The following is a 25,947-nucleotide window of genomic DNA, read 5'->3' on the forward strand; positions in this document are numbered from 1 at the left end:
GATGGACTATAGCCAGCAGGGGGTAGCGCTTGATCCCTCTAAAGTGTGATTTGCATCACCAACCCGTCTGCCACAACCCTTTCGCCATGCTGGCGAAGGCCAGCGCGAGAAGGATGGCTGAAAATTGGCAAATCACAAGTGAAGGCTTGGACTAGAGCGCTGCCGTGCCCGCGAGGGCACGGCAAGCAGCGTCAGAGGGTGGAGAGGAAGGTGCTGTTGTTGGCCTGCCATTCGATGATGTCGATACGGATACGTTTTTTGTCGAGCTTGCCGACACTGGTCTTGGGAATTTCCGTAACAACGGCGATCTGGCTTGGAATCGCCCACTTGCTTAGGTGGCCCAATTCCACGAATGGCTTGAGATGTTCCTTGAGCTCCTTGGCCCCTATCACATGGCCATCACGCACCACCAGCAACGCAAACGGGCGTTCGCCCCACTGCGGGTCGGCAATCCCCACCACCGCTACTTCACGTACCGCCGGGTGGCGGCTGACCAGGTCTTCCAGCGCCAGGGAGGAGATCCACTCGCCGCCGGTCTTGATCACGTCCTTGATGCGGTCGCGAATATCGATCACGCCGAAGGCGTCGAGGGTGGCCACGTCGCCGGTGTGCATCCAGCCGCCGGCCCACAGCTCGGCGCCCTTCTCCGGCTCGTTGAAATAGCCTTCGCTGAGCCATGGCGCCCGCAGCACCAGTTCGCCCTGGGATTCGCCGTCGGCAGGCAGGAAGTTGCCGTCGCCGTCGATGATCGCTGCCTCCACCAGCGGCCCGGGCACGCCGGCCTTGATGCGGTAGGTGGTGCGTTCGTCTTCGGTGCCGGCCATCAATTCTTCGTTGAGGTGGGCGCAGGACACCAGCGGCCCGGTCTCGGACATGCCGTACGCCGCCGTCAGCTGAATCCCGCGAGCCTTCGACGCTTCATACAGCGAACGATTGAGGGCGCTGCCGCCGATGACGATTTTCCAGCCGCCGAAATCCACGCCCTGGCCGGCCTTGGCGTTGAGCACCATTTGCAGGATGGTCGGCACACAATGGGAGAACGTGACCTTCTCCTTGCGCCACAGCTCCACCAGGTATTCGGGGTCGTAGCGGCCGGGATAAACCTGCTTCAGGCCGAGCATGGTCGCCACATAGGGCAAGCCCCAGGCGTGCACATGGAACATCGGGGTGATCGGCATGTAGACGTCGTTGGTGCCCAGCAGGCGCACGCTGTCGACGCTGCCCATGATGGTCGCCACGCCCATGGTGTGCAGCACCAATTGGCGGTGGGTGAAATACACGCCTTTGGGATTGCCCGTGGTGCCGGTGGTGTAGAAGGTGGTGGCGACGGAGTTTTCGTCGAAATCCTGGAAATCGTAGCGCGGGCTTGCTGCTGCCAGCAGCGTTTCATACTCGCCTACGAGGTTGGGTAGCTCGGCGGTTTTGTCCGCGCCGTCGGTGAGCAGCAGGGTTTTGTCGACGGTGGTGAGGTGGCCGGCGATAGCTTGGTAAAGGCCCACGAACTCGCTGTTGACCAGCACAAAACGGTCCGCGGCGTGGTTCATGGTGTAGAGAATCTGCTCCGGCGACAGGCGCACGTTGATGGTGTGGATCACCGCGCCAATCATCGGGATAGCAAACATGCATTCCAGGTAGCGGTGGCTGTCCCAGTCCATCACGGCCACGGTGTCGCCAGCCTTGACGCCCGCCTCGGTCAGCACATTGGCCAGGCGGGCGACGCGCTCGATCAGGGTCGGATAGGTATAACGCAACTGGTCGCGGTAGACGATTTCCCGGGTCTTCTCGTAGCGTGTCCCGGACATCAACAGGCGTTTGATCAACAGCGGGTATTGGTAGGCGCCTTCGGCGGGCGGGATAACACGAGTCTGCAACATACGAATCCCTTATCTGACTGCACGGTCTTGGCTGAAACATCTGCACTGTAGAGCGCTTATGTTTCAGCCAAATCAGCCAAAGGAATGATTTGCAGAGCCCAATGAATGCTAGCTTTGCGCCAGCATCCAGCTTATTTCATGCTGGTAAACGCCAGCTTCACACCAATGGCAATCAACACCGCGCCCATGGTGCGGTCGAACCAGTGGCCCATGCGTGCAAAACCGGCACGTACCCGCTGCTGGCTGAACAGCATGGCCACCAGGCAGAACCAGATCGCGGTGGCGACGGCCAGGTACACGCCGTAACCGGCCTGGATCGCCAGCGGCGTGTGGGGATTGATCACCACGGTGAACAGCGACAGGAAGAACAGCGTGGCCTTGGGATTCAAGCCGTTGGTAACAAAACCCGAGGTGAACGCGCCACGGGCGGTGCGCTCGCCCACTTCCAGGTGCAGGTCTTCTTCGCTGGCAGGCTTGGCCGGCTGGGCGCGCAGGGCCTTGAAGCCGATGTACAGCAGGTAAGCCGCAGCCGCCCATTTCAATGCGTTGAACAGCACGATGGACTGCGACACGATCAAGCCGATGCCCAGCAGTGAATACCCCACGTGCAGGAAAATCGCCGAGCCGACGCCCAACGCCGTCCAGGTGCCGGCGCGCCGGCCATGGGTCACGCTTTCACGCACCACCACGGCGAAGTCCGGGCCAGGGCTGGCCACCGCCAACAGGTGAATCAGTGCCACGGTCAAGAACTCGGTGAGGTACATGCACACTCCAGGAAGTAACTGATTATTTCATCTGATAGGCTCGGCAGATTACGCCTTCGAACCTCGTCGCAAAAGGTACAGTTGATAATGAACAATCGCCGCGCCGCCTTCCTTGATCACCCTTCCCTGGACCTCGGGGACCTGGACCTCAGCGGGTTGCGGGCACTCTTCAGCGAGCTGAGCCTGCACCAGCAGACCACACCCGAGAACATTATCGAACGCCTGCAAGGCGCGCAGGTGGCCATCAGCAACAAGATCGCGCTGAATGCCGAGACCCTGGCGGCCTGCCCCGAGCTGAAGCTGATTCTGGTGACCGCCACCGGCACCAACAACGTCGACCTCGCCGCCGCCCGCGCCCACGGCGTTACCGTGAGCAATTGCCAGGGTTACGGCACGCCGTCGGTGGCGCAGCATACGATCATGCTGCTGCTCAATCTTGTGACGCGCCTGAACGACTATCAGCGGGATGTGCAGGCGGGGCTCTGGCAAAAAGCCAAGCAGTTCTGCCTGCTGGACCATCCGATCGTCGAGCTGGAAGGCAAAACCCTCGGGCTGCTGGGTCATGGCGAATTGGGCGGTGCCGTTGCGCGCCTGGCCGAAGCCTTCGGTATGCGCGTGATCCTGGGTGCGATTCCAGGCCGTCCGACCCGTGCCGATCGCGTGCCGCTGGACGAGTTGCTGGCGCAGGTCGACGCGCTGACCCTGCACTGCCCGCTCAACGAGCACACCCGCGACTTTATCGGTGCCCGTGAACTCGCCTTGCTCAAGCCCGGCGCCTTCATCGTCAACACGGCCCGCGGTGGTCTGATCAATGAACAAGCCTTGGCCGATGCCCTGCGCAACGGTCATCTGGGCGGCGCGGCGACCGATGTGTTGAGTGTGGAACCCCCGGTCAACGGCAACCCATTGCTGGCCGGCGACATACCGCGCCTGATCGTCACGCCCCACAATGCGTGGGGCAGCCGCGAAGCGCGGCAGCGGATCGTCGGCCAATTGATCGAAAACGCCCAAGGCTTTTTCAGCGGCGCCCCGCTGCGGGTCGTCAGTTGATAAACTGCGCCCCTTTTCAAGGAGCAGACCATGGATCCGCGCAGTGAAGTACTGCTTCGCCAGGCCGAACTTTTTCAGGGCGACGTGCTGCTGGTAGGCTTGCCCGCCGACGACCTGCTGGGCCGCCTGCCCAATGCCCATGGCTGGAGCTGGCATGCCGGCGACCAGGCCGCACTGGACGCGCGTTTTGCCGAGCGCAGCCAGTTCGGCGTGAACGTGCCCGAGCGTTCGTTCGACACGGCGGTGGTGTTCCTGCCCAAGTCCAAGGACCTCACCGACTACCTGCTTAATGCCGTGGCGGCGCGTTTGCCCGGCAAGGAGTTGTACCTGGTCGGGGAAAAGAAAGGCGGTATCGAAAGTGCGGCCAAGCAACTGAACCCGTTCGGCAAACCGCGCAAGCTCGACAATGCGCGGCACTGCCAGCTGTGGCTGATCACGGTGGCCAATGCCCCCGAGCCGGTTGAGCTGGAAAGTCTGGCGCAAGTGTTCGAGGTGCCGCTGGCTGAGGGCCCGCTCAAGGTGGTGAGCCTGCCGGGCGTGTTCAGCCACGGTCGCCTGGATCGCGGTACCGCATTGCTGCTGGAGCATCTGGACAAGTTGCCAAGCGGTCACTTGCTGGATTTCGGTTGTGGGGCGGGCGTGCTTGGAGCCGCCGTGAAACGTCGCTACCCGCATAACACGGTGACGATGCTCGACGTGGATGCCTTTGCCGCCGCCAGCAGTCGCCTGACCTTGGCGGCCAACGGTCTGGAAGCCGAGGTGTTGACCGGTGATGGCATCGACGCAGCGCCGATGAATCTGAACACGATTCTGAGCAACCCACCGTTCCATGTCGGGGTGCACACCGATTATTTCGCCACGGAGAACTTGCTGCGAAAAGCGGCCAAACATCTGGCAAAAGGCGGTGAACTGCGCTTGGTTGCAAACAGCTTCCTGAAGTATCAGCCGCTGATTGAAGAGCATCTTGGCGTGTGCGCAATCAAGGCAGAAGGCCAGGGTTTTCGCGTTTACCGTGCCAAGCGTGGCTGAAATCTTTTTCCGAAAGAAGGCTTGCCGAATGGATTTTGCCTAGGCAGAATCCGCTCCGTCCTAGGGGAGTAGTCTCCCACGAGCGCCACGCTCGTCCGGCATACGTCAACATACTTGGTCAACAGGCCATGGCGTATGCGACCCAGGAGTCCGCACAGACGGACCGGGGTTTGACAAGACCTATGACACGAACACCTTACCCGGGGCGGGAAGGCTGTACGTGTCATAGCCGTGTCGACCCGCCCCTGGAACTTACCTGATGCTGGATTCTCTGCTCGTCCCTACCGCAATCGTTGCCTTGGCCGAAATTGGCGACAAGACGCAACTGCTCGCACTCGTTCTCGCTGCACGCTTTCGCAAACCCTGGCCGATCATCGCCGGTATCATTGCCGCGACCCTCGCCAACCATGCGGCCGCCGGCGCCGTGGGGGCCTGGTTCGGGAGTTTCTTCTCGGATGCGGTGTTGCACTGGATCCTCGCGGCGAGTTTCTGTGCCACGGCGCTCTGGACCCTGGTACCCGACAAACTCGACGATGACGAAACCAGTACTGCACGCAAGTTCGGGCCCTTCCTGACCACCCTGATCGCGTTCTTCCTCGCGGAAATCGGCGACAAGACCCAGATCGCTACCGTGATGCTCGCGGCGCAATACCCGGAACTGTGGCTGGTGATTATCGGCACGACCCTGGGCATGTTGATTGCCAACGTACCGGTGGTGCTGGCGGGGAATTTTGCAGCGGATAAATTGCCGCTGACGCTGATTCGTCGACTGGCGGCTACGGCGTTTTTCATCCTGGCCATTGTTGCGGTGTACAAGGCCATGCAGAGCAGCGGCTGGATCTAAACGCAACCCGATAGGGGGGCTGGGCTTTGGTGGGAGTTGGCTTGCCTGCGATAGCATCACCTCGGTGCAACTGACACACCGAGGTGCCTGCATCGCGGGCAAGCCCGGCTCCCACACAAGCCGGGCTCCCACATTCAGATTTGCATTTCAGTCTTATAAATCAGGACTTTTTGGCCTGCTGATACAACGGCATCACCTTCGGAATCGCCGCCTGCAACGAGGCGATCCGGCTGTCGGAGGCCGGGTGAGTGCTCATGAACTCAGGTGGCGAACCTTCCGAGGCCTTGGCCATTTTGTTCCACAGGGTGATCGCCGCGTTCGGGTTGTAACCGGCACGCGCCGACAACTCCAGGCCAATCAGGTCCGCTTCGTTTTCGTTGCTGCGGCTGTTGGGCAAGGTCATGCCGTAGTTGGCCACGGTATCGGCCAGCGCCAGGCTGTCCTGACCCAGGCCGAACAAGGCACCAGCCCCCTGCTTCGCCATTTCGATACCGTAGGCCTTGGACATGGCTTCGCGGCCGTGTTCACGCAAGGCGTGGGCAATTTCATGGCCCATCACGGCGGCGAGTTCGTCGTCGGTCAGTTTGAGATTGTCGATCAACGCGCTGTAGACAAAGATCTTGCCGCCTGGCCCGCAGTTGGCGTTCATCTCGTCACTTTTGATCAGGTTCACTTCCCACTTCCACTGCGCCGCGTCCGCGCGGAAAGTGGGCGCCTGGGCGATCAAGCGGTTGGCAATCGCCTGCACCCGCTTGGCGTTGGCACTGGTTTTGTCCACCAGGCCTTTGCCGCTGGCTTCACCCAGGGTCTGCTGGTACGACTGCGCATACATCTGGTCGACTTCCTGGCTCGACAACATGCTGAACATGTACTGCTTGCGCTCAACGCCCACGGCACCGCCGCTGGTGGTGTTGACCGACTGGCAACCGGCGAGCAATACCGCAGCGCCCAATGCACATACCGCTACTGTCTTTTTCATCAACCTGCTCCCTGAAAACATGGCGCGTATCGTAGCCGGCCAATTGTATCGACGCCAGATACAACAGACGTGTAGCCGTCTATTTTCAGATACATCCCACACTGCCGCAAAAAATTCATAAACGCTGGCAATCATTCCATTTGCGACATTCGCCGATCCGGCACAGTCATTTCGAGGGTGTCGCCCTCATGTCTCCCCCGCCCGCGGCCGATACAAACAAGCAGCTAATCTCACCCCGCGCTCGGAGCCGTCATGAAGTTCAAGTCGATTCAATTTTCTGTCGCAGCCCTGGCCGGGGCCATTGTCCTGAGCGTGGTAGCGGTGTTGGTGCTCTACGCCTTGTTCGCCGGCGCGCGCACCCAGGAGATGGTGCAGGAACGCACCCAGGGGCAATTCGAACAGATCATCGAACAACGCCTGACGGCGCTGGCACACACCCAGGCGACGCTGATCCAGCGCGAACTCGAAGCACCGCTGGTGACGGCCAAGGGCCTGGCCACCGCCAACGCCCTGATGGGCATGAAGGACGCCAACGGCAACCCGCAACTGACCGTTTCCCGCGAACAACTGATCAACCTGATCCACGAAACCGTGGTGCGCAACCCGAAGATTCTCGGTGCCTACATAGGCTGGGAAGCCAACGCCATCGACCACAACGACGCCGCCTACGTAAACAGCCCGGTGGTGGGTATCGAAACCAACGGGCGCTTCCTGCCGTGGTGGTTCCGTAATGCCGACGGCAGCCTGGGCCTGGATAAACTTGCCGACGTGGCCGACCAGAAAATCCTCTCCACCGGCGTGCGCGCCAGTGAGTACTACCTGTGCTCCAAGGAAAGCAAAAAGCCCTGCGCCATCGACCCGGCCCCTTATAAAGTGGGCAACGCAATGGTGATGCTCGCTTCGTTTATCGAACCGATCATGATCGACGGCACCTTCCAGGGCATCGTCGGTGCTGACCTGTCGGTGAACTTCATCCAGGAAATGCTCACCAAGGCTGATCAGAATTTGTACAACGGTGCCGGTGAACTGGCGCTGATCTCCAGCAACGGCCGCCTGGTGGCCTATACCAAGGACGCCAGCAAGCTGGGGGAAAAAGCCAGCGACCTGCTCGACAGCAACGAGCTGTCCAACCTCGGCCAGTTGAAGATCGGCGAAGTGCGTTACGACGTGGATAAGGAGCACGGGCATATCGAGTTGTTCCTGCCGTTCAACATCGGCCAGACCGATGCCCGCTGGACCCTGTTGCTGCAACTGCCCTTGAGCGCGGTGATGGCGGACTTGCAGGCGATGCAACACGACCTCGACGCCCAGCGCAAAACCGATATTTTCGGCATGGCCGTGGCCGGGCTGCTGATCGCCGGCATCGGCTTGCTGGTGATCTGGCTGGTGGGCCACGGGATTGCCCGGCCGCTCAAGCAAATGGTGGCGATGCTCAATGACATCGCCCAGGGCGAAGGTGACCTGACGCGGCGCCTGACCAGTGATCGCGCCGACGAACTGGGGGCGATTGCCAGCGGTTTCAACACGTTCCTGGCCAAGTTGCAGGGAATGATTACCCAGGTGGTGAGTTCGGTGCAGAAGGTCAGCGACTCGTCGGAGCACACCGCCGACATCGCGATTCGCACCAACCAGGGCGTGCACAAGCAAATGGTTGAGATCGACCAGGTAGCCACCGCCGTGCACGAGATGACCGCGACCGCCCAGGACGTGGCGCGCAACGCCACCCAGGCCGCACAAGCCGCCAGCCACGCTGATCAAGCGGCGAGCCAGGGCATGCAGATTGTGCGCGACACCTCCACCTCCATCGGTGCCCTCGCCGAGGAAATCGGCAAGGCGGTCGATGTGGTGCAGGCGCTGGCCAAGGACAGCGAAAACATCAATGCCATCCTTACAGCGATTCGCGGAATTGCCGAGCAGACCAACCTGCTGGCGCTCAACGCAGCGATCGAAGCCGCACGGGCCGGAGAACAGGGACGCGGGTTTGCGGTGGTGGCCGACGAGGTGCGCAATCTCGCGCAGAAGACTCAAAAGGCCACTGAAGAAATCCAGACCATGATCCAGCAACTACAGCAAGGCACCCGCGACGTGGTGCGGGTGATGGAAGACAGCCAGAACCGTACCGATGAAAGCGTGCAACACGCGGCCAAGGCGGCTCAGGCGCTGGAGACCATTACCCAGGCGGTGTCGGTGATCAACGATATGAACACCCAGATCGCCAGCGCCGCCGAGGAACAGAGCGCGGTGGCCGAGGACATTAACCGTAACGTGATCAATATCGGGCAGGTGGCCAATGAAGTGGCGGGTGGGGCGGATGAATCGAGTGCAGCCAGTGCGGACCTGACCAAGTTGGCGGAGCAGCAGCGGCGGTTGATCAATCAGTTCAAGGTTTAACCCGGCGGCGCCCTTCAGGCCGCCTTCGCGAGCAAGCCCGCTCCCACATTCGACCGATTTTCACCTGTGGAATGCAATCAAATGTGGGAGCGGGCTTGCTCGCGAAGAGGCCAGCTGATTCAACATCTAACTCAACCCGGAGTCAGGCACTCCGGTCCATTCAGCTTCGGGTCGTTGACCATATTGGCCAACACCCGCTCGCGCAACGCGGTGGGCTCACTGGCCAACAAGGCTTGCAAGGTGTGCAACGGCGTCTCGGGGTTCAGCCAGGCTGCCTGCCCCGCCGCATCCAGGATCAGCGGCCGGCGCTGGCTCTGCGCCGCCTGGGTCACCACCGCCGTGCTTAGCCATACCTGTTCCTGCACCGGATACGCTTCCCAGATCGCCGCAAAGAACAGCGTGCTGCCCTCCCCCGGCGTCAGCCAGTACGGGCGCTTGCGCTGGGTGCCACGCCATTCGTAGAACCCATTGGCCGGCAACAGGCAGCGGCGCTGGCGAAAGGCTTCGCGAAACATCGGTTGCTCTGCCAGGGTTTCCGCCCGGGCATGGGCCGGGGTGCGCGAGAGATCGGTCAGCCAGGGCGGCGTCAGGCCCCAGCGCGCCCGCGCCAGGGTGTGCTGACCGTCGCTCAGGCGCTGGATCAGCACCGAATCATTCGGAGAAATGTTCCACTGGGCCTGCTGGTCGGCCGGAAAGCCCGGCAAGGCAGCAAACGTGGGGTTCCAGCGAAACAGGGCATAACGTCCACACATGGGGCAACACGACTCTTGGAGAAACTGGCCGACAGCCTAACAGACCAACACGTCGGGGAAGCTGTCGGGTTCATCACCGGGCAACGGTTGCGCACCGTTGTAGGCGGTAATCAGCTCACGGGCATAAGCGGCCTGGTCGTTCTCCACCGCCAAGGCCAGGAGGCCATAAATCGGTAATTCACCAGTGCCACCGAGCAAATCGCGTCCTACCAGATGCGCGGTGATGCCCTCGCTTTCGAGCATGCCTTGCAGCAGCTCGCCTTCCATCAGGTTTTCCGGCTCGTAGATTCGCTGCATGGGCGTACCTTTATTCGTTCTCGCTGCGCACGTTGAGCATCCATTCGTCGCCATGAACCTGCAGTTCGAAAACGATGGGCCGGCAGCACACCGGGCAATCTTCTATATATTCCTGATCGCCTGCCGACAGGTCCAGTAACGCCGTGACTACCTCGCCACAATAAGGACATTCGTACGACTCCTCTTCCATCGCGGTCTCCAAGGTGACTTGTGCGTATAATCGCCGGTCTATTTACAGGGCTATTTTTCGTCCCGGCCAATTGCCCGGACCACGCCCTGATATTTATTGTTCCAACCCTTTACTTACCCTAGCCGTTTCTAACAAGAGAGCATGATGGGCGAATTCGATACCATCCGACCTTACAACGACAGCGAAGTCCCGGCAGTGCTGGCCCGACTGTTCAGTGACAAGGCCTTTCTGGACATCCTGACCCACTTTCGCTTCCCGCGCTTTGCCGGCGCCTTCGGCTGGCTGCTCAAGCCGATGATCGCCCATAAACTGCGCCGTGAGTTCGCCGGCGTCACCACCGTGGCCACGCTGCAGGACAAAGTCGAATTTTACGTCGACCACACTATAGAGCGAGCGACCGACGGCGTAACTTATACCGGCGTCGAGCAGTTCAAGTCTGGCAGCGCCTACCTGTTCCTGGCCAACCACCGCGACATCGTGATGGACCCGGCCTTCGTCAACTACGCCGTGTACCACGCCGGCCTGCCCACGCCACGCATCGCCATCGGCGACAACCTGCTGCAAAAGCCGTTTGTCAGCGACCTGATGCGCCTGAACAAGAGTTTCATCGTGCACCGCTCGATTACCGGGCGCAAAGAGAAGATGGCGGCTTATCAGTTGTTGTCGGCGTACATCAACCATTCGATTCGCAACGACTGCCAGTCGATCTGGATCGCCCAGGCCGAAGGCCGCGCCAAGGATGGGGATGATCGCACCGAGTCAGCGATCCTCAAGATGTTCCACATGAGCCGCAAGGACGAGCCGTTCGCCGAGGTCATTCAGTCACTGAACCTGACGCCAGTGTCCATCAGCTACGAATACGACCCGTGCGACGCAGCCAAGGCCCGCGAACTGTACATCCGCGCCACCACCGGCACCTACAGCAAGGCGCCGGGGGAAGATGACGTGAGCATTGCCCTGGGCATCACCGGCTACAAGGGCCGGGTGCACGTCAACTTCGCGCCGCCGATCACCCAGGCGTTCGAAGACACCAAGCTGCTGGCCATCGAAATGGACCGGCAGATTCTGGGCGGTTATCGGTTGTTCCCGGTGCATTACCTGGCGTACGCCCAATGGAGCGATGCCGACCCGCAATTGCAGGTGCCGACCGCAGCCGAGGTATTCCCTGCGGACGAGCTGGCCAAGGCGAAAGCGGAGTGGGAGCGGCGCTTGAATGCGTGCCCGGCCGAGCATCGGCCGTATCTGGTGCTGCAATACGCGACGCCGGTGAGGAATCAGTACCGGGTCAAGGCCGGGATTGCCCTGTAACCCGGTACCAGCAACCGCGCAAACCTAATGTGGGAGCGGGCTTGCTCGCGAAGGCGGTGGATCAGCCAATCATCTATTGACTGACACCGCGCTTTTGCGAGCACGCCCGCTCCCACATTTGTTTCAGGGTGTTCTTACAATCGGGTACTGAACAAGGACACCAGCAACGCCAGCCCCAGACAGGCAAACCCCAGCCGGTAGAACAGGCGATGGGTACGCTGGGTCAGCACATCAAGAAACAGCATCGGTTGATCAATGGCACGCAGCTCGCTTTGCGCGGCAAGCCTGGCTATCGCGCGCTGTTCCCGCAGGCGTGTGACAAACAGCAGCCAAGCCGCCGGGCAGGCCAGCAACAGGGCAAGGGAATTGAGCAGTAGTGCGGTCAGCGACATCGCAAACCTCGATGTTTCAGTGTCTTGGTATCAGTTCAGATACAAACCTGAATGATATGCGCCGCATGCGCTTTATTACTCCTTCCCCATTGACAGCTAATGTATCCAGTAATTTACAGCGTCACCTGAACGTCACCTTAACAAGCCACTCTGTTGTCCTTCGAAAGCCCGGGAGCTTGTCATGTTGCACGCGCAGAACCAGGATCGACTGTATTTGATTGCCCCAAGCGACGAACAAGAGGCGCTGGTAGGCGGCCTCGCGTTCAATGTGCAGGACCGCCACTGGCTGGTGTATTGCGCCCTCGGCGGGCATCAGCATGCCGACCTGCCGGAGCTGGATTTACTGACTGGGGTGAGTGTGCTGGACTTTTATGTCGAAACGGCGGCATGAAAACCGCAGGCGTAAAAAAACCGGGCTCATCGCTGAGCCCGGTTGATCGTTCCCACGCGCCGCAAAGGAATGCCGACTGGGGCGCTCCGCGCCCGCCTGACGGTTATTGCGAGCTGAGCAGCGAACCGATACTCGGGTCCTTGAACAGACGCGTCAGGGCATCGCTCAACACATCGCTGACCAGCTTGGTGTTGGTTTCCTGGTTCGGCGCCATGCCGAAGCGCTGGTCCAGGGAGGCACCGTAACGGCCACTGTAGCGACGAGTGCCGGCAGTCACGTCGGACTTGAAGGTCGCGCCGATGGTGGCTTCAGTCACGTACAGGCCTTCCTTGGGCGACTGATACTTCAGCTCGGCCAGGGTAATGGTCAGTTGTGGAGCACCTGGCGAGTTGGCCGGGGTGAAGCCCAGCAGGCGCACAGCCGCTTCGGCCTGGGCTTGCAGCTTGGGCAGCACGTCGGCACCGGTCACCGTGATAGCGCTGGTTTCCGGGTACAGGCCGCCACGGGTGCCGAGGGTCGGCGACGGGCGCCCATCAACCACACGCACCGACACCGGCTGGCCATGGCCGACAGGCGCCAGTTGGGTGGTGATTTTCGGTTGCGGGCTGAGTTGTTGCGGGCTGTGGGCGCAGCCAACCAGGGTCAAACTGGTCACAGTGATCAAACCGAACAACAGGCGTTGCAACATACTCATTTCTCCAGGACTAGATGCAAACAGGGCGCCAGTATAACGGTGAGCGCTCGCCACTCACCAGAATTCCTGAACGGCGCCTGAACTGTCAGCGAAATTACAATTTTCACACAGAACCGTCACCCCACTGTCATGCCAGACTGCCAATCTTCGCAGCATGTAACGAACCGGGTACAAAATAATGCGCCTTCTCAAATCATTGTTCTTTTCCCACGACCATCTTCGTCATTTCGCCCTGCTCGACGCCCAAGGCTGCTGCCAGGCCTTCAAGCAGTGCAGCCTGCCGCCCGTCGGCGAAGGCTGGGTCGAAGTCGAAGAGACTCGCCTGAGCTGGATGCACCGCCCGCTGCCGGCCAGCGCCCGCATCAACCCACGGGTTTCGCAGCCACAGCAACGGCATGTGTTGGCCTCCTGACCAGACTGCTAATAAAAGTCATTAAACACGCCCATTTGCGCGCATTTCTTCGCTACAATCTCCCCCCGATTATAAGGACGTCTCCTGATCGGGCCTCGCAGCATCGCTAATGCACTTGTATTAGCTCCCCGCACCGCCCACAGAGAGCCGCCCACACAGATCGAGTGAAGCTGGCGAGCTTGCTGTTTTCTCTGCAAACCATCGTCTTTACCCGAATCTGCCAGAGCTGCCATGCGCTCGGCCACTTGAGTTGTTTGCCCGTTTTGCCGCTTGCCGGCAGTGATTTCGGGCCAGGTGCCAGGCTGGGGCAGCCCTTTTTTGAGGTTCACGTCTTCAAAAGAGCGTGAAAAAAACGGGTTTTCACAACTTCACAAGAGTGTGGCGAGCAAATGAATAGTTTTGCGTTTGTACAAGCACCATCAGCGTCTGGAACAGCCCCACCACACAGGACCGAGTACTCCTCAAAAACCGGAGCTTGAAGCCTGTCCGCTACGGATTTGGTTGCACGATCGGACGAGCTTGACCATAAGTCGAATTGCCACAGGTACCCTTAAATGCGTTCATACGCAGATCAGGCCCGGTCGGCAGCGTCCGCTTGCGATAAATTGCGAAGAATCGGACATGGCGATCCTGGCCATGGGTAACCTGGGGCATCACGTGAACCGCCCCGTCACTCCTGGCAGCCATGCCGTCAATTTGGTGCTGCAGATTTTGGAGACGCGTTAAATGGCGCATAACGAAGCAGTCGACGTAGTACTGGTAGGTGCGGGCATCATGAGTGCCACCCTCGCCGTACTGCTCAAAGAGCTCGACCCCGGCCTCAAGCTGGAAGTCGTTGAGCTGATGGATTCGGGTGCCGCGGAAAGTTCCAACCCGTGGAACAACGCCGGTACCGGCCACGCCGGGCTGTGTGAGCTGAACTACACACCGCAGGCCGCTGACGGCTCCATCGACATCAAGAAAGCCGTGCACATCAACACCCAATTCGAGGTGTCGAAGCAGTTCTGGGCTTACTTGACCAAGAAAGGCACCTTTGGCTCGTCCAAGTCCTTTATCAGCCCCGTGCCGCACCTGAGTTTCGTGCAGGGCGAGAAAGGCGTGTCGTTCCTCAAGAAGCGTTTTGAAACCCTCAGCCAGCACCACGCGTTCTCGGACATGCACTACACCGAAGACCGCAGCGAGATGGCCGAGTGGATGCCGCTGATGATGCCTGGCCGCCCGCTGGACGAAAAAATCGCTGCCACCCGCGTGATGAACGGCACCGACGTCAACTTCGGCGCCCTGACCAACCAACTGCTCTCGCACCTGACCAGCGCACCGGCTGCCCAGGTCAAGTACAGCAAGCGCGTCACCGGCCTCAAGCGCAACGGCGCCGGCTGGACCGTGAGCATCAAGGACGTCAACAGCGGCAATTCCCGTGATGTGGACGCCAAGTTCGTGTTCCTCGGCGCCGGTGGCGCGGCCCTGCCGCTGCTGCAAGCCTCGGGCATCGAAGAAAGCAAAGGCTTCGGCGGCTTCCCGGTCAGCGGCCAGTGGCTGCGTTGCGACAACCCGGAAGTGGTCAAGCACCACCAGGCCAAGGTCTACAGCCAGGCGGCTGTGGGTTCGCCACCGATGTCGGTGCCGCACCTGGACACTCGTGTGGTCGACGGCAAGAAGTCCCTGCTGTTCGGGCCATACGCCGGCTTCACCACCAAGTTCCTCAAACACGGCTCGTTCCTTGACCTGCCCCTGTCGATTCGCGCCGGCAACATCGGCCCGATGCTGGCCGTGGCCCGGGACAACATGGACCTGACCAAGTACCTGGTCAGCGAAGTGCGCCAGTCCATGGAGCAGCGCCTGGAATCCCTGCGTCGCTTCTACCCCGAGGCGAAAGCCGAAGACTGGCGCCTGGAAGTGGCCGGCCAACGGGTGCAGATCATCAAGAAAGACCCGAAGAAAGGCGGCGTGCTGCAATTCGGTACCGAACTGGTTGCGGCCAAGGACGGTTCGTTGGCCGCCCTGCTGGGCGCATCCCCGGGCGCTTCGGTGACGGTGTCGATCATGCTGGAACTGATCGAACGCTGCTTCCCGACCAAAGCGGCCGGTGAATGGGCTGCCAAGCTGCACGAGATCTTCCCGGCTCGGGAAAAGGTCCTGGAGACCGATGCCGAGCTGTATCGCAAGATCAACACGCAGAACAACATCAGCCTGGAACTGGTTGAGCAGAGCAGCGAGACCGAAAGCTACGCTTGAGCGTCGTGACGCAGAGCGTCAGTGGATGCATTCCCACGCAGAGCGTGGGAACGAAAAAACGCCCCGAATGGGGCGTTTTTTTTCGTGTGTAGCAATCAGCCGCGGGCTTGTTCGATCGCCTCGATGTACTCAGCGGCGTTGCGCTGGTCCTTGATCACTTCAACGAAGGTCTGGCCGTGCTCGTCCTTGCCATCGAGGTCCAGGCCGGCTTCCTTGAAAAAGCCCAGGAAGCGCTCGAAGTCGTCGATACGCAGGCCACGGTAGGCCTTGATCAGCTTGTGCAGGGACGGCGAAGTGGCGTCTACCGGCTCGAAATCCAGGAACAGCTTGATTTGCTCGTCGCCGATTTCGTCACCAATCACCTGTTTCTTATCTTTACGCATTACCGACTCCAGCCTGCAGACATTTACACGGGAAAAACAGTTTACCTGCGGCACAGCGGCTTCGAAAGCGACGCGAACCAATGTGGGAGCTGGCTTGCCTGCGACAGCGGTGGGTCCGCTGGCCCATCTGTTACTGATGCATCGCTATCGCAGGCAAGCCAGCTCCCACATTGACTGTATTTACACCGCCGAATCCGCGTCGGCTGGATTATTTGGCGCGCACCGCCCCGGTGTGCAAATCGGCCCAGATATGGCCGTTGGCGTAACTGAGGAACTGCACATACACCGTGTCGTTGCGCAGCAGATCGACGATCACCCGATACTGGGTCATCGGGTACGACAAGGTCAGGGTTTTGCTTTTATCGTCGAACACCGGTTTTTTCAGGCTTTTGCTTTCGGCATCGAAGTTGAGGATCACCTGGGCGATGGTCGCGCCCTTGTTCAGGGGCTTGCCCTTGAGGCGGATCATCAACGGCGAGGTCACCGGGATCGGCTGCTGGGTGGATTGGCGCTGGTTACCCACCACCACCGAATACTCGGTGACTTGCAACAATTGTTGCTGGTCCGGAGCTTCGGCGCGCAGGGTCAGGTCGTCAGGCGGCAGGAATTGGCTATGCAGCGGCGCCGGAGCAGCCGCCAGGGGCAAACTGAGGGTCAGCGCCAGGACGGCGCAACTGCGGATCAAAAAGCGCATGGGCCGCTCCGTGGAAGATGGCCCAGCACTTTAGCTCAATCGAACTGGGCAAGCATCCAGCGCTGATACTCAGGCACTTCAGCATCGCCTTCACGGGGAGCCCAACTCGCCAGCTCACCCTCGCCCACCGGTCGATACGGTCCGGCTTTGCATTCGAACATCAAGGTATCGGGCTCCAGCACCACCAGGCCGTGAAACACACCGGGCGGCAAATCGACACCCTGGCACTCACCGCCCGCCTGCATCACGCGCTTGGCCAGCACCTCGCCGGTCTCGCTGAAAATCAACAAGCCGAGACGGCCCTTGAGCACCAGCAAGGTTTCCGCCTTATCGGCACTCAAATGACGATGAGGCGGCACATAGGTGTTGGGCTGCATCGCGACGGCCATGCGATGGCATGGCTCTTCCATCTGGTGAAAGTTGTGGTGATGCCGGCCACGAGGACTGTCAGCCGCTTTCTCGGCCAACTCCGCAAACAGCGTTTGATCAAGAAAGCTTGCCATTGATTACATCCCCTTAACGGCGTAGATCCCATTGGCATTACGCCAGTAGCCTTTGTAGTCCATGCCGTAACCGAAGATGTAGCGGTCAATGCATGGCAGGCCTACGTAATCGGCCTTCAGGTCCGGACGGGCTTTGCGGTCGTGGTCCTTGTCGATCAGCACGGCGGTGTGCACTTTACGCGCGCCAGCGTGCTTGCAGAAGTCGATGATCGCGCCCAGGGTGTGCCCTTCGTCGAGGATGTCGTCGATGATCAGCACATCGCGGTCGATGAACGAGACTTCCGGCTTGGCTTTCCAGAACAGGTCGCCGCCGCTGGTTTCGTTGCGATAGCGGGTGGCGTGCAGGTAGGACGCTTCCAGCGGGAATTGCAGATGGGTGAGCAATTTGCCGGCGAAAATCAGGCCACCGTTCATCACGCAAAAGACCACCGGGTTGGTGTCGGCCATTTCACGGGAGATGTGCGCGCCGACCTTGGCGATGGCCTCTTCGACTTGCGCTTCGGTGTACAGGCAGTCAGCCTCGCGCATGATTTGACGGATATGCTCGAGATCAGCGGACATGGCGCTCTCCAAGGGGGTGCTGTGGCAAGAAAAGCGGGCAAAGGTACGCATGTGAGGCGCAACGTTCAAGCCTTAATGGACTAACGTACTAGATGTCTATAGGACAACACCCTCGGATAGATTAATCTAGGCCGCTTTTTTTTGCCCGCCGCCGGAGCCTTTCCCCATGCCCATCCGTGAGATCCGCCACCCGCTGATCCGACATAAACTCGGCCTTATGCGCCGCGCCGACATTAGCACGAAGAACTTCCGCGAGCTTGCTCAGGAAGTCGGAGCACTGCTCACCTACGAGGCGACCAAAGACCTGCCCCTGGAAAACTACGAGATCGCCGGTTGGTGTGGTCCTGTCCAGGTCGAGAAAATCGCCGGCAAGAAGATTACCGTGGTGCCGATCCTGCGCGCCGGTATCGGCATGCTCGAAGGTGTACTCAGCCTGATCCCGGGCGCCAAGGTCAGCGCCGTGGGCGTGGCCCGCAACGAAGAGACACTGCAGGCCCACACCTACCTGGAAAAACTCGTACCGGAAATCGACGAGCGCCTGGCGATGATCATCGACCCGATGCTCGCCACCGGCAGCTCGATGGTTGCCACCATCGACCTGCTGAAAAAAGCCGGTTGCAAGGACATCCGCGCCATGGTGCTGGTGGCCGCTCCCGAAGGCATCGCCGCCGTCGAGAAAGCTCACCCGGACGTGCTGATCTACACCGCGTCGATCGATGAACGCCTGAACGAACACGGCTACATCATCCCGGGCCTGGGCGACGCCGGCGACAAGATCTTCGGTACCAAGCAGAAGGACGCGTGACCATGCAGGATGAATTCAACGACCCGCTTTGGCGCCAGATCCTGTCTGGCGCACAGATGCTCTTCGTAGCATTTGGCGCGCTGGTGTTGATGCCGCTGATCACCGGTCTCGATCCAAACGTCGCCCTGTTTACCGCAGGCTTGGGCACCTTGTTGTTCCAAGTGGTCACCGGGCGCCAAGTGCCGGTGTTCCTGGCGTCGAGCTTTGCGTTTATCACCCCGATCATTCTCGCCAAGGGCCAATTCGGCCTCGCGGCGACCATGGGCGGCGTGATGGCGGCAGGCTTCGTTTACACCTTCCTGGGGCTGGCGGTGAAGATCAAAGGCACCGGTTTCATCGACCGCCTGCTGCCGCCGGTGGTGATCGGGCCAGTGATTATTTCCATCGGCCTGGCCATGGCGCCGATTGCCGCCAACATGGCGATGGGCAAGGCGGGTGACGGTAGCGAGTTGATCCACTACCAGACCGCCATGCTGATCTCGATGCCGGCGCTGCTGACCACGCTGATCGTGGCGGTATTCGGCAAAGGCATTTTCCGCCTGGTGCCGATCATCTCCGGCGTGCTGGTGGGTTTCGCCATGTCGTTCTACTTCGGTGTAGTCGACACGGCGAAGATCGCTGCCGCACCGTGGTTCGCCCTGCCCCACTTCACCGCGCCGGAATTCAACTGGCAGGCGATCCTGTTTATCGTCCCGGTAGCCCTGGCCCCGGCCATCGAACACATCGGTGGTGTGATTGCAGTGGGCAGCGTGACTGGTCGCGACTACCTGAAGAAGCCTGGCCTGCACCGCACGCTGCTGGGTGATGGTATCGCCACCACCGCTGCCGGCCTCTTCGGCGGCCCGCCCAATACGACCTACGCGGAAGTGACGGGCGCAGTGATGCTGACCAAGAACTACAACCCGAAAATCATGACCTGGGCGGCAGTGTTTGCCATCAGCCTGGCGTTTATCGGCAAGTTCGGCGCACTGCTGCAAAGCATTCCAGTCCCGGTAATGGGCGGGATTCTGTGCCTGCTGTTCGGATCGATTGCCGCAGTGGGGATGAACACCTTGATCCGCCACAAGATCGACCTGGGCGAAGCACGCAACCTGGTGATTGTGTCGGTGACCCTGGTGTTCGGGATTGGCGGCGTGCTGGTAGGTACCGGCACCGGCCCGGATGACTTTGGCCTGAAGGGCATTGCCCTGTGTGCGGTGGTAGCGATTGCATTGAATCTGCTGCTGCCGGGCAATGACGGCTGGAAGAACAAGAAGCCGGATGAGCCGCTGATCTAACTGCCAACGCAAAACCAATGTGGGAGCGGGCTTGCTCGCGAATGCAGTGTGTCATTCAGCACATCAGTGACTGAACCACCGCATTCGCGAGCAAGCCCGCTCCCACATTTTTTTGAGCTTCAGTGTGGCTTAGAGCTCGCCCAACGCATCGATCAGCGCCTGGTTCTGCTCTGGCGTGCCGATGCTGATCCGCAGGAACTGGGCAATCCGCTCCTGCTTGAAGTGCCGCACAATTACCCCTTGTTCCCGCACTTTGGCCGCCAGCCCGGCAGCGTCGTGCCGTGGGTGCCGGGCAAAGATGAAGTTGGCCGCAGACGGCAACACTTCAAACCCCTTGGCCTGCAACTGCTCCACCAGCTTTTCACGGCTGTCGATCACCAACTTGCAGGTGTTCTGGAAGTATTCGCGGTCTTCAAAGGCGGCGGCCGCGCCGACAATCGCCAGGCGATCCAGCGGATAGGAGTTGAAGCTGTTCTTGACCCGCTCCAGCGCCTCGATCAGGTCCGGATGGCCCACGGCCAGGCCCACCCGCAAACCGGCCAGAGAGCGCGACTTGGAGAGGGTCTGGGTCACCAGCAGGTTCGGGTAGCGGTCCACCAGGCTGATAGCGGTTTCGCCGCCGAAGTCGATATAGGCTTCATCGACCACCACCACCGAGTCCGGGCTGGCCTTGAGGATTTGCTCCACGGCGTCCAGCGCCATTACGCAACCGGTTGGCGCATTCGGGTTCGGGAAGATGATCCCGCCGTTGGGCTTGGCGTAGTCCGACACGCGGATCTGGAACTGCTCATCCAGCGGCACGGCGTCGAAGGCAATGCGGTAAAGGCCGCAGTACACCGGGTAGAAGCTGTAGCTAATGTCCGGGAACAGCAGCGGCAGGTCGTGCTGGAACAAACCGTGGAAGATGTGCGCCAGGACTTCATCGGAACCGTTGCCGAGGAACACCTTGCCCGCGTCGATCCCGTAATACTTCGCCACCGCCTGCTTGAGCAGGTCGCTGTTGGGGTCCGGGTACAAACGCAGGTTGTCGTTCAGCTCGGCCTGCATGGCCGCCAGCGCCTTGGGCGATGGGCCGTAGGGGTTTTCATTGGTGTTGAGTTTCACCAGTTTGGTCAGCTTCGGTTGCTCACCGGGCACGTAAGGCACGAGATCCTTGACGAGCGGGCTCCAGAATTTGCTCATGTTTCAGTTCCCCTGCTTATCGTCAACGATACGGTATTCGGCGCTGCGGGCGTGGGCGGTCAGCGACTCGCCACGGGCCAGCACGGAAGCGGTCTTGCCCAACTCCGACGCGCCCTGGGGCGAGCAGAAGATGATCGACGAGCGCTTCTGGAAGTCATACACACCCAACGGCGAGGAGAACCGCGCGGTGCCCGAGGTCGGCAGCACGTGGTTGGGGCCGGCGCAGTAGTCGCCCAGGGCTTCGCTGGTGTGGCGGCCCATGAAGATTGCGCCCGCGTGACGAATCAGCGGCAGCCAGGCTTGTGGATCGGCGACGGACAACTCCAGGTGTTCCGGCGCAATGCGGTTGGCCACCTCGATGGCCTGCTCCATGTCGCGCACCTGGATCAAGGCACCACGACCATTGATCGACTTCTCGATGATCTCGGCGCGCTCCATGGTCGGCAGCAGTTTGGCGATGCTGGCGGCGACCTTGTCCAGGAATTCGGCATCCGGGCTGACCAGGATCGCCTGGGCGTCTTCGTCGTGCTCGGCCTGGGAGAACAGGTCCATGGCGATCCAGTCCGGGTCGGTCTGGCCGTCACACACCACGAGGATTTCCGAAGGACCGGCGATCATGTCGATGCCGACCTGGCCAAATACATGGCGCTTGGCCGTGGCCACGTAGATGTTGCCCGGGCCCACCACCTTGTCGACCTTCGGCACGCTTTCGGTGCCATAGGCCAAGGCCGCCACGGCTTGGGCGCCACCGATGGTGAACACGCGATCAACGCCCGCGATGCAGGCCGCTGCCAGCACCAGTTCGTTGATTTCGCCGCGTGGCGTAGGCACCACCATGACCACTTCGGTCACGCCGGCCACCTTGGCCGGAATCGCGTTCATCAGTACCGAGGACGGGTACGACGCTTTGCCGCCCGGCACGTACAGGCCGGCGCGGTCCAGCGGCGTGACCTTCTGGCCCAGCACGGTGCCGTCGGCCTCGGTGTAGCTCCAGGAATCCTGTTTCTGTTTCTCGTGGTAGCTGCGCACCCGGGCGGCCGCCACTTCCAAGGCTTCGCGCTGGGGCGCGGTGATGCGGGTCAAGGCCAGTTCCAGGCGTTCGCGGGGCAGGATCAGGTCGGCCATAGAGGCGACGTCCAAGCCATCGAACTGCCGGGTGAAATCCACCAGCGCCGCGTCACCGCGCTCGCGCACGGCCTTGATGATGTCGAGCACCCGCTGGTTGACCGTATCGTCGGACACGCTTTCCCAGCTCAGCAGATGATCCAGATGATGGGCGAAATCCGGGTCGGCAGCGTTGAGTCGGGCAATTGCAGTGGACGTGGTCATAGCGAGGGCCTCAATAGAATTGGCAAAAACTCAGGCGCCCTAAACTAGCAGTCGTTTCCGCTTGGGCACCTGAGAATTCTGGCTATGAGGCGGATAGACGGGCGCGGCTTAGGGCCGCGCGGGTGAGTCAACCGCGGTGTCGAGACTCCACTGCCTTGCGCAGGGTGTCGATCAACGCCTGGATACGGGCGTGCTGCATTTTCATCGAAGCTTTGTTGACGATCAGGCGGGAGCTGATGTCGGCGATAAAGTCCTGGGGCTCCAGGCCGTTGGCGCGCAGGGTGTTGCCGGTGTCGACCACGTCGATGATCTTGTCGGCCAGGCCGATCAGCGGTGCCAGCTCCATCGAACCGTAAAGCTTGATGATGTCGACCTGGCGACCTTGCTCGGCGTAGTAACGCTTGGCAACGTTGACGAACTTGGTCGCCACCCGCAGGCGGCCCTTGGGCTCGACGTCACCGACGCGGCCGGCGGTCATCAGTTTGCACAGGGCAATACGCAGGTCCAATGGCTCGTACAGGCCCTGGCCGCCGTATTCCATCAACACGTCTTTACCCGCGACGCCGAGGTCGGCCGCGCCATGCTCAACGTAGGTTGGCACGTCGGTGGCACGCACGATCAGCAGGCGAACGTCGTCCTGGGTCGTGGGGATGATCAGCTTGCGGCTCTTGTCCGGATTCTCGGTTGGCACGATGCCCGCTTCAGCCAGAAGCGGCAAAGTGTCGTCAAGGATGCGGCCCTTGGACAGTGCGATGGTCAACATGGGAAACGTCAGTCCTTCATCAGGCTATTGCTGTCCGGTCGCAATCGGCGCCAGACACAGATCGAGGCCATTACAGCCTCGATTTGAAACAAATCAGTTAACAGCATACATCGTCCTGTGGCGAGGGCGCTTGCTCCCGCTGGGGCGCGAAGCGGCCCTGGTCTTTGTTTAAAAAGACTGGGACTGCTGCGCAGTCCAGCGGGAGCAAGCTCCCTCGCCACAATGACCGTGTTTGCAGTTCCTGGAACTAGCCCGGTACGCGGCGGATTTTCGCGCCGAGCATCTGCAGCTTCTCTTCGATGCACTCGTAACCACGGTCTATGTGGTAAATGCGGTCGATCAGGGTGTCGCCGTCAGCGCACAGCGCCGAGATCACCAGGCTGGCCGAGGCACGCAGGTCGGTGGCCATCACTGGCGCGCCCTTGAGCTTCTCGATGCCGGTCACGATGGCAGTGTTGCCTTCGACCTGGATCTTGGCGCCCATGCGGTGCAGTTCATACACGTGCATGAAGCGGTTTTCGAAGATGGTCTCGATCACGGCACCGGTGCCTTCGGCAATCGCGTTCAGGGAAATGAACTGCGCCTGCATGTCGGTCGGGAACGCCGGGTACGGAGCAGTACGCACGTTGACGGCTTTTGGCCGCTTGCCGTGCATGTCCAGCTCGATCCAGTCTTCACCGGTGGTGATCTCGGCGCCGGCTTCCTTGAGTTTTTCCAGGACGGCTTCAAGGATCGTCGGATCGGTGTCCTTGACCTTGACGCGACCACCGGTAACGGCAGCAGCCACCAGGTAGGTACCGGTCTCGATGCGGTCCGGCATCACTTTGTAAGTGGCCGAATGCAGGCGCTTCACACCTTCGATGGTGATGGTGTCGGTGCCGGCGCCGGTGATGTTGGCGCCCATGGCGATCAGGAAGTTGGCCAGGTCGACCACTTCAGGCTCGCGCGCGGCGTTTTGCAGGACACTGCGGCCGTTGGCCAGGGCAGCAGCCATCATGATGTTCTCGGTACCGGTCACACTGACGGTATCAAAGAAGAAGTTCGCGCCACGCAGGCCGCCTTCCGGCGCCTTGGCCTTGATGTAGCCGCCTTCGACGTCGATGGTTGCCCCCATGGCTTCGAGGCCACGGATGTGCAGGTCCACTGGACGCGAACCAATCGCGCAACCGCCAGGCAGTGCGACTTCGGCTTCGCCGAAACGGGCAACCATCGGGCCCAGCACCAGGATCGAGGCGCGCATGGTTTTCACCAGCTCGTACGGTGCGATCAAGGTCTTGATGGTGCGCGGGTCGATTTCGACGCTGAGTTTCTCGTCGATCACCGGCTCGATGCCCATGCGACCGAACAGCTCGATCATGGTGGTGATGTCATGCAGGTGCGGCAGGTTGGCCACGGTAACCGGGCCATCGCACAGCAAGGTCGCTGCCAGGATCGGCAGGGCGGAGTTCTTCGCCCCGGAAATACGGATCTCGCCATCAAGACGAGCACCGCCGGTAATAATCAATTTATCCATAAGAATCTCGACGCCTTGGGGGCTCAGGTGCGCTCGGCCCAGGCCGCGCGGCTGAAAAATTTCATAGTGACCGCATGGATGCTGCCATCGGTGATCCACGGGTTCAAATGGGCATAGATCTGCTGCTGACGCTTGACCGGGCTCAATGCCGCCAGTTCATCGCTAATCACGTTCAGCTGGAAGTTACAGCCTTCGCCCTCAACTTCTACTTGAGTTTCGGGGAGCTTTTCTTCGAGAAAGCGCTTCACTTCTAAGGCCTGCATGCTCAACCTCTATCGGCGCCCAGTGCGCGCGGGTCGCACATCATACAAAAAAGCCCCGCGCCTGCGAACCCCGCATAGCAGGACTCTGACGGGGGGCTTCTTTAATAATGCGTATTAAGGATGCGCCAACAGCTCGGTCAGCCCGGAAACTTCAGCGATTTCACGCATGTCTTCGGGCAACGCACGGATGCTCACCGGCTTTTTGACAGCCTGCGCATCACGCATGAAACACAGCAGCAACGACAAGCCGACACTGCTGGACTTCACCACCGCCGAGCAATCCAGCACCAGCGCGGACGCGGTGCTGGCGTTGATCAGCGCTTGGCCCTGCTTGCGCAGGGCTGGCCCGGTGCTGTAATCCAGCACGCCGCTGAGCAGCAGCTCACCGGACTCGCCAAGGCGAATGGCCGACTCGGTCATTGGGCAGGCTTCCCGGCAGCTTTGTCGGTTTCTTCCTTGGCCTTGGCCACTTCACCGGCCCAACCATTGATGGTTTTGTCCAGGTCGTTGCCATTGCGCTGCATGGCGTCCGCAAACTGATCACGGAACAGCTTGCCAATGTTGATACCGTTGATCACGACGTTACGCAGTTTCCACTCGCCATTGATCTTCGTCAGGGTATAGGACACCGGATACACCGCGCCATTGGTGCCCTTCACGGTCATGCCAACTTCGGCACGGTCACCCGTTTCGGACTTCGGCGCATCAACCGTAATGCCCTGGTTGTTGTACTCGAGCAATGCGTTGCCATAGAACTGGAACAGGCCGCGCTTGAAGTTTTCCTGGAAGCGGGTCATCTGCTCCGGGGTCGCCTTGCGCGAGTACTTGACGGTCATGATGCTTTTGGAAATGCCTTCAGCATCCACCACAGGCCCGACAATCGTGTTCAGCGCGTTATAAAACTGACTCGGGTCTTGCTTGTACTTTTCCTTGTTGGCGCTCAGGTCAGCCAACATCTTGTTGGTGGTGTCCTGCACCAGGTCATGTGCAGAGCCGCCGGCAGCGGCGTTAGCCATCAACGGCAATGCCGCGAGCAGTACCAACAGGCCACGTCGCAAAGTAGAGATCATCA

Annotated in this window: 30 protein-coding genes, 1 pseudogene and 1 riboswitch; of the genes and pseudogenes, 11 read left to right on the forward strand and 20 right to left on the reverse strand. The window is 60.6% G+C overall.

Annotated elements, in window-relative coordinates:
* Positions 1-191: 191 nt before the first annotated feature.
* Together D109_RS0115435 and D109_RS0115440 are read right to left on the reverse strand one after the other, a co-directional pair.
* The gene (locus D109_RS0115435) at positions 192-1,874 is read right to left on the reverse strand and encodes a fatty acid--CoA ligase (RefSeq protein ID WP_017477704.1); all 1,683 of its coding nucleotides are present in this window, start codon (positions 1,872-1,874) and stop codon (positions 192-194) included.
* A gap of 131 nt (positions 1,875-2,005) precedes the next feature.
* Positions 2,006-2,638: a LysE family translocator gene (locus D109_RS0115440; RefSeq protein ID WP_010170532.1), complete on the reverse strand. Its 633-nt coding sequence runs from the start codon at positions 2,636-2,638 to the stop codon at positions 2,006-2,008.
* An 84-nt stretch (positions 2,639-2,722) separates the two neighbouring features.
* Between D109_RS0115440 and D109_RS0115445 the strand changes: the two genes are divergently transcribed.
* The 3 genes from D109_RS0115445 to D109_RS0115455 all read left to right on the forward strand — a co-directional run bounded on the left by D109_RS0115445 (position 2,723) and on the right by D109_RS0115455 (position 5,561).
* Positions 2,723-3,688, forward strand: coding sequence for a 2-hydroxyacid dehydrogenase (locus D109_RS0115445; RefSeq protein WP_026077999.1), 966 nt, complete (start codon positions 2,723-2,725; stop codon positions 3,686-3,688).
* Between the two features lie 30 nt (positions 3,689-3,718).
* Positions 3,719-4,717, forward strand: coding sequence for a class I SAM-dependent methyltransferase (locus D109_RS0115450; RefSeq protein ID WP_017477706.1), 999 nt, complete (start codon positions 3,719-3,721; stop codon positions 4,715-4,717).
* 51 nt (positions 4,718-4,768) lie between these two features.
* Positions 4,769-4,888, forward strand: a riboswitch (yybP-ykoY riboswitch).
* 88 nt (positions 4,889-4,976) lie between these two features.
* Positions 4,977-5,561: a TMEM165/GDT1 family protein gene (locus D109_RS0115455; RefSeq protein ID WP_017477707.1), complete on the forward strand. Its 585-nt coding sequence runs from the start codon at positions 4,977-4,979 to the stop codon at positions 5,559-5,561.
* 160 nt (positions 5,562-5,721) lie between these two features.
* Here the strand turns inward: D109_RS0115455 and D109_RS0115460 are convergent, their stop codons facing one another.
* Entirely contained in the window at positions 5,722-6,540 is an 819-nt protein-coding gene (locus D109_RS0115460) for a M48 family metallopeptidase (protein ID WP_017477708.1), read from the reverse strand.
* A 1,332-nt stretch (positions 6,541-7,872) separates the two neighbouring features.
* Between D109_RS0115460 and D109_RS1000000135260 the strand changes: the two are divergent.
* Both D109_RS1000000135260 and D109_RS1000000135265 read left to right on the forward strand, forming a co-directional pair.
* Positions 7,873-8,073, forward strand: a pseudogene (locus D109_RS1000000135260) (HAMP domain-containing protein); the annotation flags it as partial.
* A gap of 114 nt (positions 8,074-8,187) precedes the next feature.
* Positions 8,188-8,931 carry a methyl-accepting chemotaxis protein gene (locus D109_RS1000000135265; protein WP_371103573.1) on the forward strand — a complete coding sequence of 248 codons (744 nt, stop codon included), beginning with the start codon at positions 8,188-8,190 and terminating at the stop codon, positions 8,929-8,931.
* A 131-nt stretch (positions 8,932-9,062) separates the two neighbouring features.
* On the opposite strand, the gene D109_RS0115470 is transcribed toward D109_RS1000000135265, so the two are convergent.
* Genes D109_RS0115470 through D109_RS0115480 form a run of 3 tightly spaced genes read right to left on the reverse strand, consistent with a single transcriptional unit; the run spans position 9,063 to position 10,170 of the window.
* The gene (locus D109_RS0115470; protein ID WP_010170537.1) at positions 9,063-9,683 is read right to left on the reverse strand and encodes an SOS response-associated peptidase; all 621 of its coding nucleotides are present in this window, start codon (positions 9,681-9,683) and stop codon (positions 9,063-9,065) included.
* A gap of 36 nt (positions 9,684-9,719) precedes the next feature.
* Positions 9,720-9,980, reverse strand: a complete 261-nt coding sequence (locus D109_RS0115475) for a putative signal transducing protein (RefSeq protein ID WP_017477710.1) — start codon at positions 9,978-9,980, stop codon at positions 9,720-9,722.
* A gap of 10 nt (positions 9,981-9,990) precedes the next feature.
* Positions 9,991-10,170, reverse strand: coding sequence for a CPXCG motif-containing cysteine-rich protein (locus D109_RS0115480; RefSeq protein WP_017477711.1), 180 nt, complete (start codon positions 10,168-10,170; stop codon positions 9,991-9,993).
* A gap of 144 nt (positions 10,171-10,314) precedes the next feature.
* Between D109_RS0115480 and D109_RS0115485 the strand changes: the two genes are divergently transcribed.
* Positions 10,315-11,478 carry a 1-acyl-sn-glycerol-3-phosphate acyltransferase gene (locus D109_RS0115485; protein WP_017477712.1) on the forward strand — a complete coding sequence of 388 codons (1,164 nt, stop codon included), beginning with the start codon at positions 10,315-10,317 and terminating at the stop codon, positions 11,476-11,478.
* 134 nt (positions 11,479-11,612) lie between these two features.
* Here D109_RS0115485 and D109_RS0115490 read toward each other — a convergent pair whose 3' ends face one another.
* Positions 11,613-11,870, reverse strand: a complete 258-nt coding sequence (locus D109_RS0115490) for a hypothetical protein (protein ID WP_017477713.1) — start codon at positions 11,868-11,870, stop codon at positions 11,613-11,615.
* A 181-nt stretch (positions 11,871-12,051) separates the two neighbouring features.
* Between D109_RS0115490 and D109_RS0115495 the strand changes: the two genes are divergently transcribed.
* Entirely contained in the window at positions 12,052-12,261 is a 210-nt protein-coding gene (locus D109_RS0115495; protein WP_008434269.1) for a hypothetical protein, read from the forward strand.
* 103 nt (positions 12,262-12,364) lie between these two features.
* Here the strand turns inward: D109_RS0115495 and D109_RS0115500 are convergent, their stop codons facing one another.
* Positions 12,365-12,949, reverse strand: coding sequence for a YajG family lipoprotein (locus tag D109_RS0115500; protein WP_010170546.1), 585 nt, complete (start codon positions 12,947-12,949; stop codon positions 12,365-12,367).
* A 184-nt stretch (positions 12,950-13,133) separates the two neighbouring features.
* Between D109_RS0115500 and D109_RS0115505 the strand changes: the two genes are divergently transcribed.
* The gene (locus D109_RS0115505; RefSeq protein ID WP_017477714.1) at positions 13,134-13,367 is read left to right on the forward strand and encodes a hypothetical protein; all 234 of its coding nucleotides are present in this window, start codon (positions 13,134-13,136) and stop codon (positions 13,365-13,367) included.
* Positions 13,368-13,375: 8 nt separating this feature from the next.
* Here the strand turns inward: D109_RS0115505 and D109_RS1000000134120 are convergent, their stop codons facing one another.
* Positions 13,376-13,696, reverse strand: a complete 321-nt coding sequence (locus tag D109_RS1000000134120; RefSeq protein WP_152416375.1) for a hypothetical protein — start codon at positions 13,694-13,696, stop codon at positions 13,376-13,378.
* Between the two features lie 397 nt (positions 13,697-14,093).
* Between D109_RS1000000134120 and mqo the strand changes: the two genes are divergently transcribed.
* Positions 14,094-15,602, forward strand: a complete 1,509-nt coding sequence (gene mqo, locus D109_RS0115515; RefSeq protein ID WP_017477715.1) for a malate dehydrogenase (quinone) — start codon at positions 14,094-14,096, stop codon at positions 15,600-15,602.
* Between the two features lie 95 nt (positions 15,603-15,697).
* On the opposite strand, the gene D109_RS0115520 is transcribed toward mqo, so the two are convergent.
* The 4 genes from D109_RS0115520 to D109_RS0115535 all read right to left on the reverse strand — a co-directional run bounded on the left by D109_RS0115520 (position 15,698) and on the right by D109_RS0115535 (position 17,743).
* Positions 15,698-15,985 (reverse strand): PA4642 family protein, encoded by a 288-nt coding sequence (locus D109_RS0115520; RefSeq protein WP_017477716.1) that lies wholly within the window; start codon positions 15,983-15,985, stop codon positions 15,698-15,700.
* 208 nt (positions 15,986-16,193) lie between these two features.
* Positions 16,194-16,679, reverse strand: a complete 486-nt coding sequence (locus tag D109_RS0115525) for a hypothetical protein (RefSeq protein ID WP_017477717.1) — start codon at positions 16,677-16,679, stop codon at positions 16,194-16,196.
* A 35-nt stretch (positions 16,680-16,714) separates the two neighbouring features.
* Positions 16,715-17,182, reverse strand: coding sequence for a WbuC family cupin fold metalloprotein (locus D109_RS0115530; RefSeq protein WP_017477718.1), 468 nt, complete (start codon positions 17,180-17,182; stop codon positions 16,715-16,717).
* A 3-nt stretch (positions 17,183-17,185) separates the two neighbouring features.
* Entirely contained in the window at positions 17,186-17,743 is a 558-nt protein-coding gene (locus D109_RS0115535) for a hypoxanthine-guanine phosphoribosyltransferase (protein ID WP_003216150.1), read from the reverse strand.
* Between the two features lie 166 nt (positions 17,744-17,909).
* Here D109_RS0115535 and upp point away from each other — a divergent pair, with 166 nt between their 5' ends.
* Positions 17,910-18,548, forward strand: a complete 639-nt coding sequence (gene upp / locus D109_RS0115540) for a uracil phosphoribosyltransferase (RefSeq protein ID WP_003216149.1) — start codon at positions 17,910-17,912, stop codon at positions 18,546-18,548.
* 2 nt (positions 18,549-18,550) lie between these two features.
* Positions 18,551-19,825 carry a uracil-xanthine permease family protein gene (locus tag D109_RS0115545; protein ID WP_003216147.1) on the forward strand — a complete coding sequence of 425 codons (1,275 nt, stop codon included), beginning with the start codon at positions 18,551-18,553 and terminating at the stop codon, positions 19,823-19,825.
* Positions 19,826-19,954: 129 nt separating this feature from the next.
* Here D109_RS0115545 and hisC read toward each other — a convergent pair whose 3' ends face one another.
* The 7 genes from hisC to D109_RS0115580 form a co-directional block, all read right to left on the reverse strand.
* Entirely contained in the window at positions 19,955-21,007 is a 1,053-nt protein-coding gene (hisC, locus tag D109_RS0115550; RefSeq protein WP_017477719.1) for a histidinol-phosphate transaminase, read from the reverse strand.
* Between the two features lie 3 nt (positions 21,008-21,010).
* Complete coding sequence (gene hisD / locus D109_RS0115555; RefSeq protein ID WP_017477720.1) at positions 21,011-22,336, reverse strand: histidinol dehydrogenase; 1,326 nt, start codon at positions 22,334-22,336, stop codon at positions 21,011-21,013.
* A 127-nt stretch (positions 22,337-22,463) separates the two neighbouring features.
* A complete protein-coding gene (gene hisG, locus D109_RS0115560) occupies positions 22,464-23,099 on the reverse strand; it encodes an ATP phosphoribosyltransferase (RefSeq protein ID WP_003188599.1) in 636 nt (211 codons plus the stop codon).
* Between the two features lie 247 nt (positions 23,100-23,346).
* Positions 23,347-24,612, reverse strand: coding sequence for a UDP-N-acetylglucosamine 1-carboxyvinyltransferase (gene murA / locus D109_RS0115565; protein ID WP_017477721.1), 1,266 nt, complete (start codon positions 24,610-24,612; stop codon positions 23,347-23,349).
* 23 nt (positions 24,613-24,635) lie between these two features.
* Positions 24,636-24,875 carry a BolA family protein gene (locus D109_RS0115570; protein WP_017477722.1) on the reverse strand — a complete coding sequence of 80 codons (240 nt, stop codon included), beginning with the start codon at positions 24,873-24,875 and terminating at the stop codon, positions 24,636-24,638.
* 114 nt (positions 24,876-24,989) lie between these two features.
* Positions 24,990-25,295, reverse strand: coding sequence for a lipid asymmetry maintenance protein MlaB (locus D109_RS0115575; RefSeq protein WP_010170571.1), 306 nt, complete (start codon positions 25,293-25,295; stop codon positions 24,990-24,992).
* A complete protein-coding gene (locus tag D109_RS0115580; RefSeq protein WP_017477723.1) occupies positions 25,292-25,945 on the reverse strand; it encodes a phospholipid-binding protein MlaC in 654 nt (217 codons plus the stop codon). The genes D109_RS0115575 and D109_RS0115580 overlap by 4 nt, the downstream gene beginning before the upstream one ends.
* Positions 25,946-25,947: the final 2 nt, after the last annotated feature.

Source organism: Pseudomonas sp. PAMC 26793 (assembly GCF_000313235.1).
Taxonomy (GTDB): domain Bacteria; phylum Pseudomonadota; class Gammaproteobacteria; order Pseudomonadales; family Pseudomonadaceae; genus Aquipseudomonas; species Aquipseudomonas yamanorum.

Coding starts and splice junctions, on each gene's coding strand:
- D109_RS0115490 (WP_017477713.1), bottom strand. CDS start 11,870: ATGTCGCTGACCGCACTACTGCTCAATTCCCTTGCCCTGTTGCTGGCC.
- D109_RS0115495 (WP_008434269.1), top strand. CDS start 12,052: ATGTTGCACGCGCAGAACCAGGATCGACTGTATTTGATTGCCCCAAGC.
- D109_RS0115505 (WP_017477714.1), top strand. CDS start 13,134: ATGCGCCTTCTCAAATCATTGTTCTTTTCCCACGACCATCTTCGTCAT.
- D109_RS0115440 (WP_010170532.1), bottom strand. CDS start 2,638: ATGTACCTCACCGAGTTCTTGACCGTGGCACTGATTCACCTGTTGGCG.
- hisC (WP_017477719.1), bottom strand. CDS start 21,007: ATGAGCAAATTCTGGAGCCCGCTCGTCAAGGATCTCGTGCCTTACGTG.
- D109_RS0115545 (WP_003216147.1), top strand. CDS start 18,551: ATGCAGGATGAATTCAACGACCCGCTTTGGCGCCAGATCCTGTCTGGC.
- D109_RS0115525 (WP_017477717.1), bottom strand. CDS start 16,679: ATGCGCTTTTTGATCCGCAGTTGCGCCGTCCTGGCGCTGACCCTCAGT.
- hisG (WP_003188599.1), bottom strand. CDS start 23,099: ATGTTGACCATCGCACTGTCCAAGGGCCGCATCCTTGACGACACTTTG.
- D109_RS0115435 (WP_017477704.1), bottom strand. CDS start 1,874: ATGTTGCAGACTCGTGTTATCCCGCCCGCCGAAGGCGCCTACCAATAC.
- D109_RS0115575 (WP_010170571.1), bottom strand. CDS start 25,295: ATGACCGAGTCGGCCATTCGCCTTGGCGAGTCCGGTGAGCTGCTGCTC.
- hisD (WP_017477720.1), bottom strand. CDS start 22,336: ATGACCACGTCCACTGCAATTGCCCGACTCAACGCTGCCGACCCGGAT.
- D109_RS0115530 (WP_017477718.1), bottom strand. CDS start 17,182: ATGGCAAGCTTTCTTGATCAAACGCTGTTTGCGGAGTTGGCCGAGAAA.
- D109_RS0115500 (WP_010170546.1), bottom strand. CDS start 12,949: ATGTTGCAACGCCTGTTGTTCGGTTTGATCACTGTGACCAGTTTGACC.
- D109_RS0115470 (WP_010170537.1), bottom strand. CDS start 9,683: ATGTGTGGACGTTATGCCCTGTTTCGCTGGAACCCCACGTTTGCTGCC.
- D109_RS0115570 (WP_017477722.1), bottom strand. CDS start 24,875: ATGCAGGCCTTAGAAGTGAAGCGCTTTCTCGAAGAAAAGCTCCCCGAA.
- upp (WP_003216149.1), top strand. CDS start 17,910: ATGCCCATCCGTGAGATCCGCCACCCGCTGATCCGACATAAACTCGGC.
- D109_RS1000000135265 (WP_371103573.1), top strand. CDS start 8,188: ATGGTTGAGATCGACCAGGTAGCCACCGCCGTGCACGAGATGACCGCG.
- D109_RS0115460 (WP_017477708.1), bottom strand. CDS start 6,540: ATGAAAAAGACAGTAGCGGTATGTGCATTGGGCGCTGCGGTATTGCTC.
- murA (WP_017477721.1), bottom strand. CDS start 24,612: ATGGATAAATTGATTATTACCGGCGGTGCTCGTCTTGATGGCGAGATC.
- D109_RS0115475 (WP_017477710.1), bottom strand. CDS start 9,980: ATGCAGCGAATCTACGAGCCGGAAAACCTGATGGAAGGCGAGCTGCTG.
- D109_RS0115480 (WP_017477711.1), bottom strand. CDS start 10,170: ATGGAAGAGGAGTCGTACGAATGTCCTTATTGTGGCGAGGTAGTCACG.
- D109_RS0115485 (WP_017477712.1), top strand. CDS start 10,315: ATGGGCGAATTCGATACCATCCGACCTTACAACGACAGCGAAGTCCCG.
- D109_RS0115450 (WP_017477706.1), top strand. CDS start 3,719: ATGGATCCGCGCAGTGAAGTACTGCTTCGCCAGGCCGAACTTTTTCAG.
- D109_RS0115520 (WP_017477716.1), bottom strand. CDS start 15,985: ATGCGTAAAGATAAGAAACAGGTGATTGGTGACGAAATCGGCGACGAG.
- D109_RS0115580 (WP_017477723.1), bottom strand. CDS start 25,945: ATGATCTCTACTTTGCGACGTGGCCTGTTGGTACTGCTCGCGGCATTG.
- D109_RS0115535 (WP_003216150.1), bottom strand. CDS start 17,743: ATGTCCGCTGATCTCGAGCATATCCGTCAAATCATGCGCGAGGCTGAC.
- D109_RS0115455 (WP_017477707.1), top strand. CDS start 4,977: ATGCTGGATTCTCTGCTCGTCCCTACCGCAATCGTTGCCTTGGCCGAA.
- mqo (WP_017477715.1), top strand. CDS start 14,094: ATGGCGCATAACGAAGCAGTCGACGTAGTACTGGTAGGTGCGGGCATC.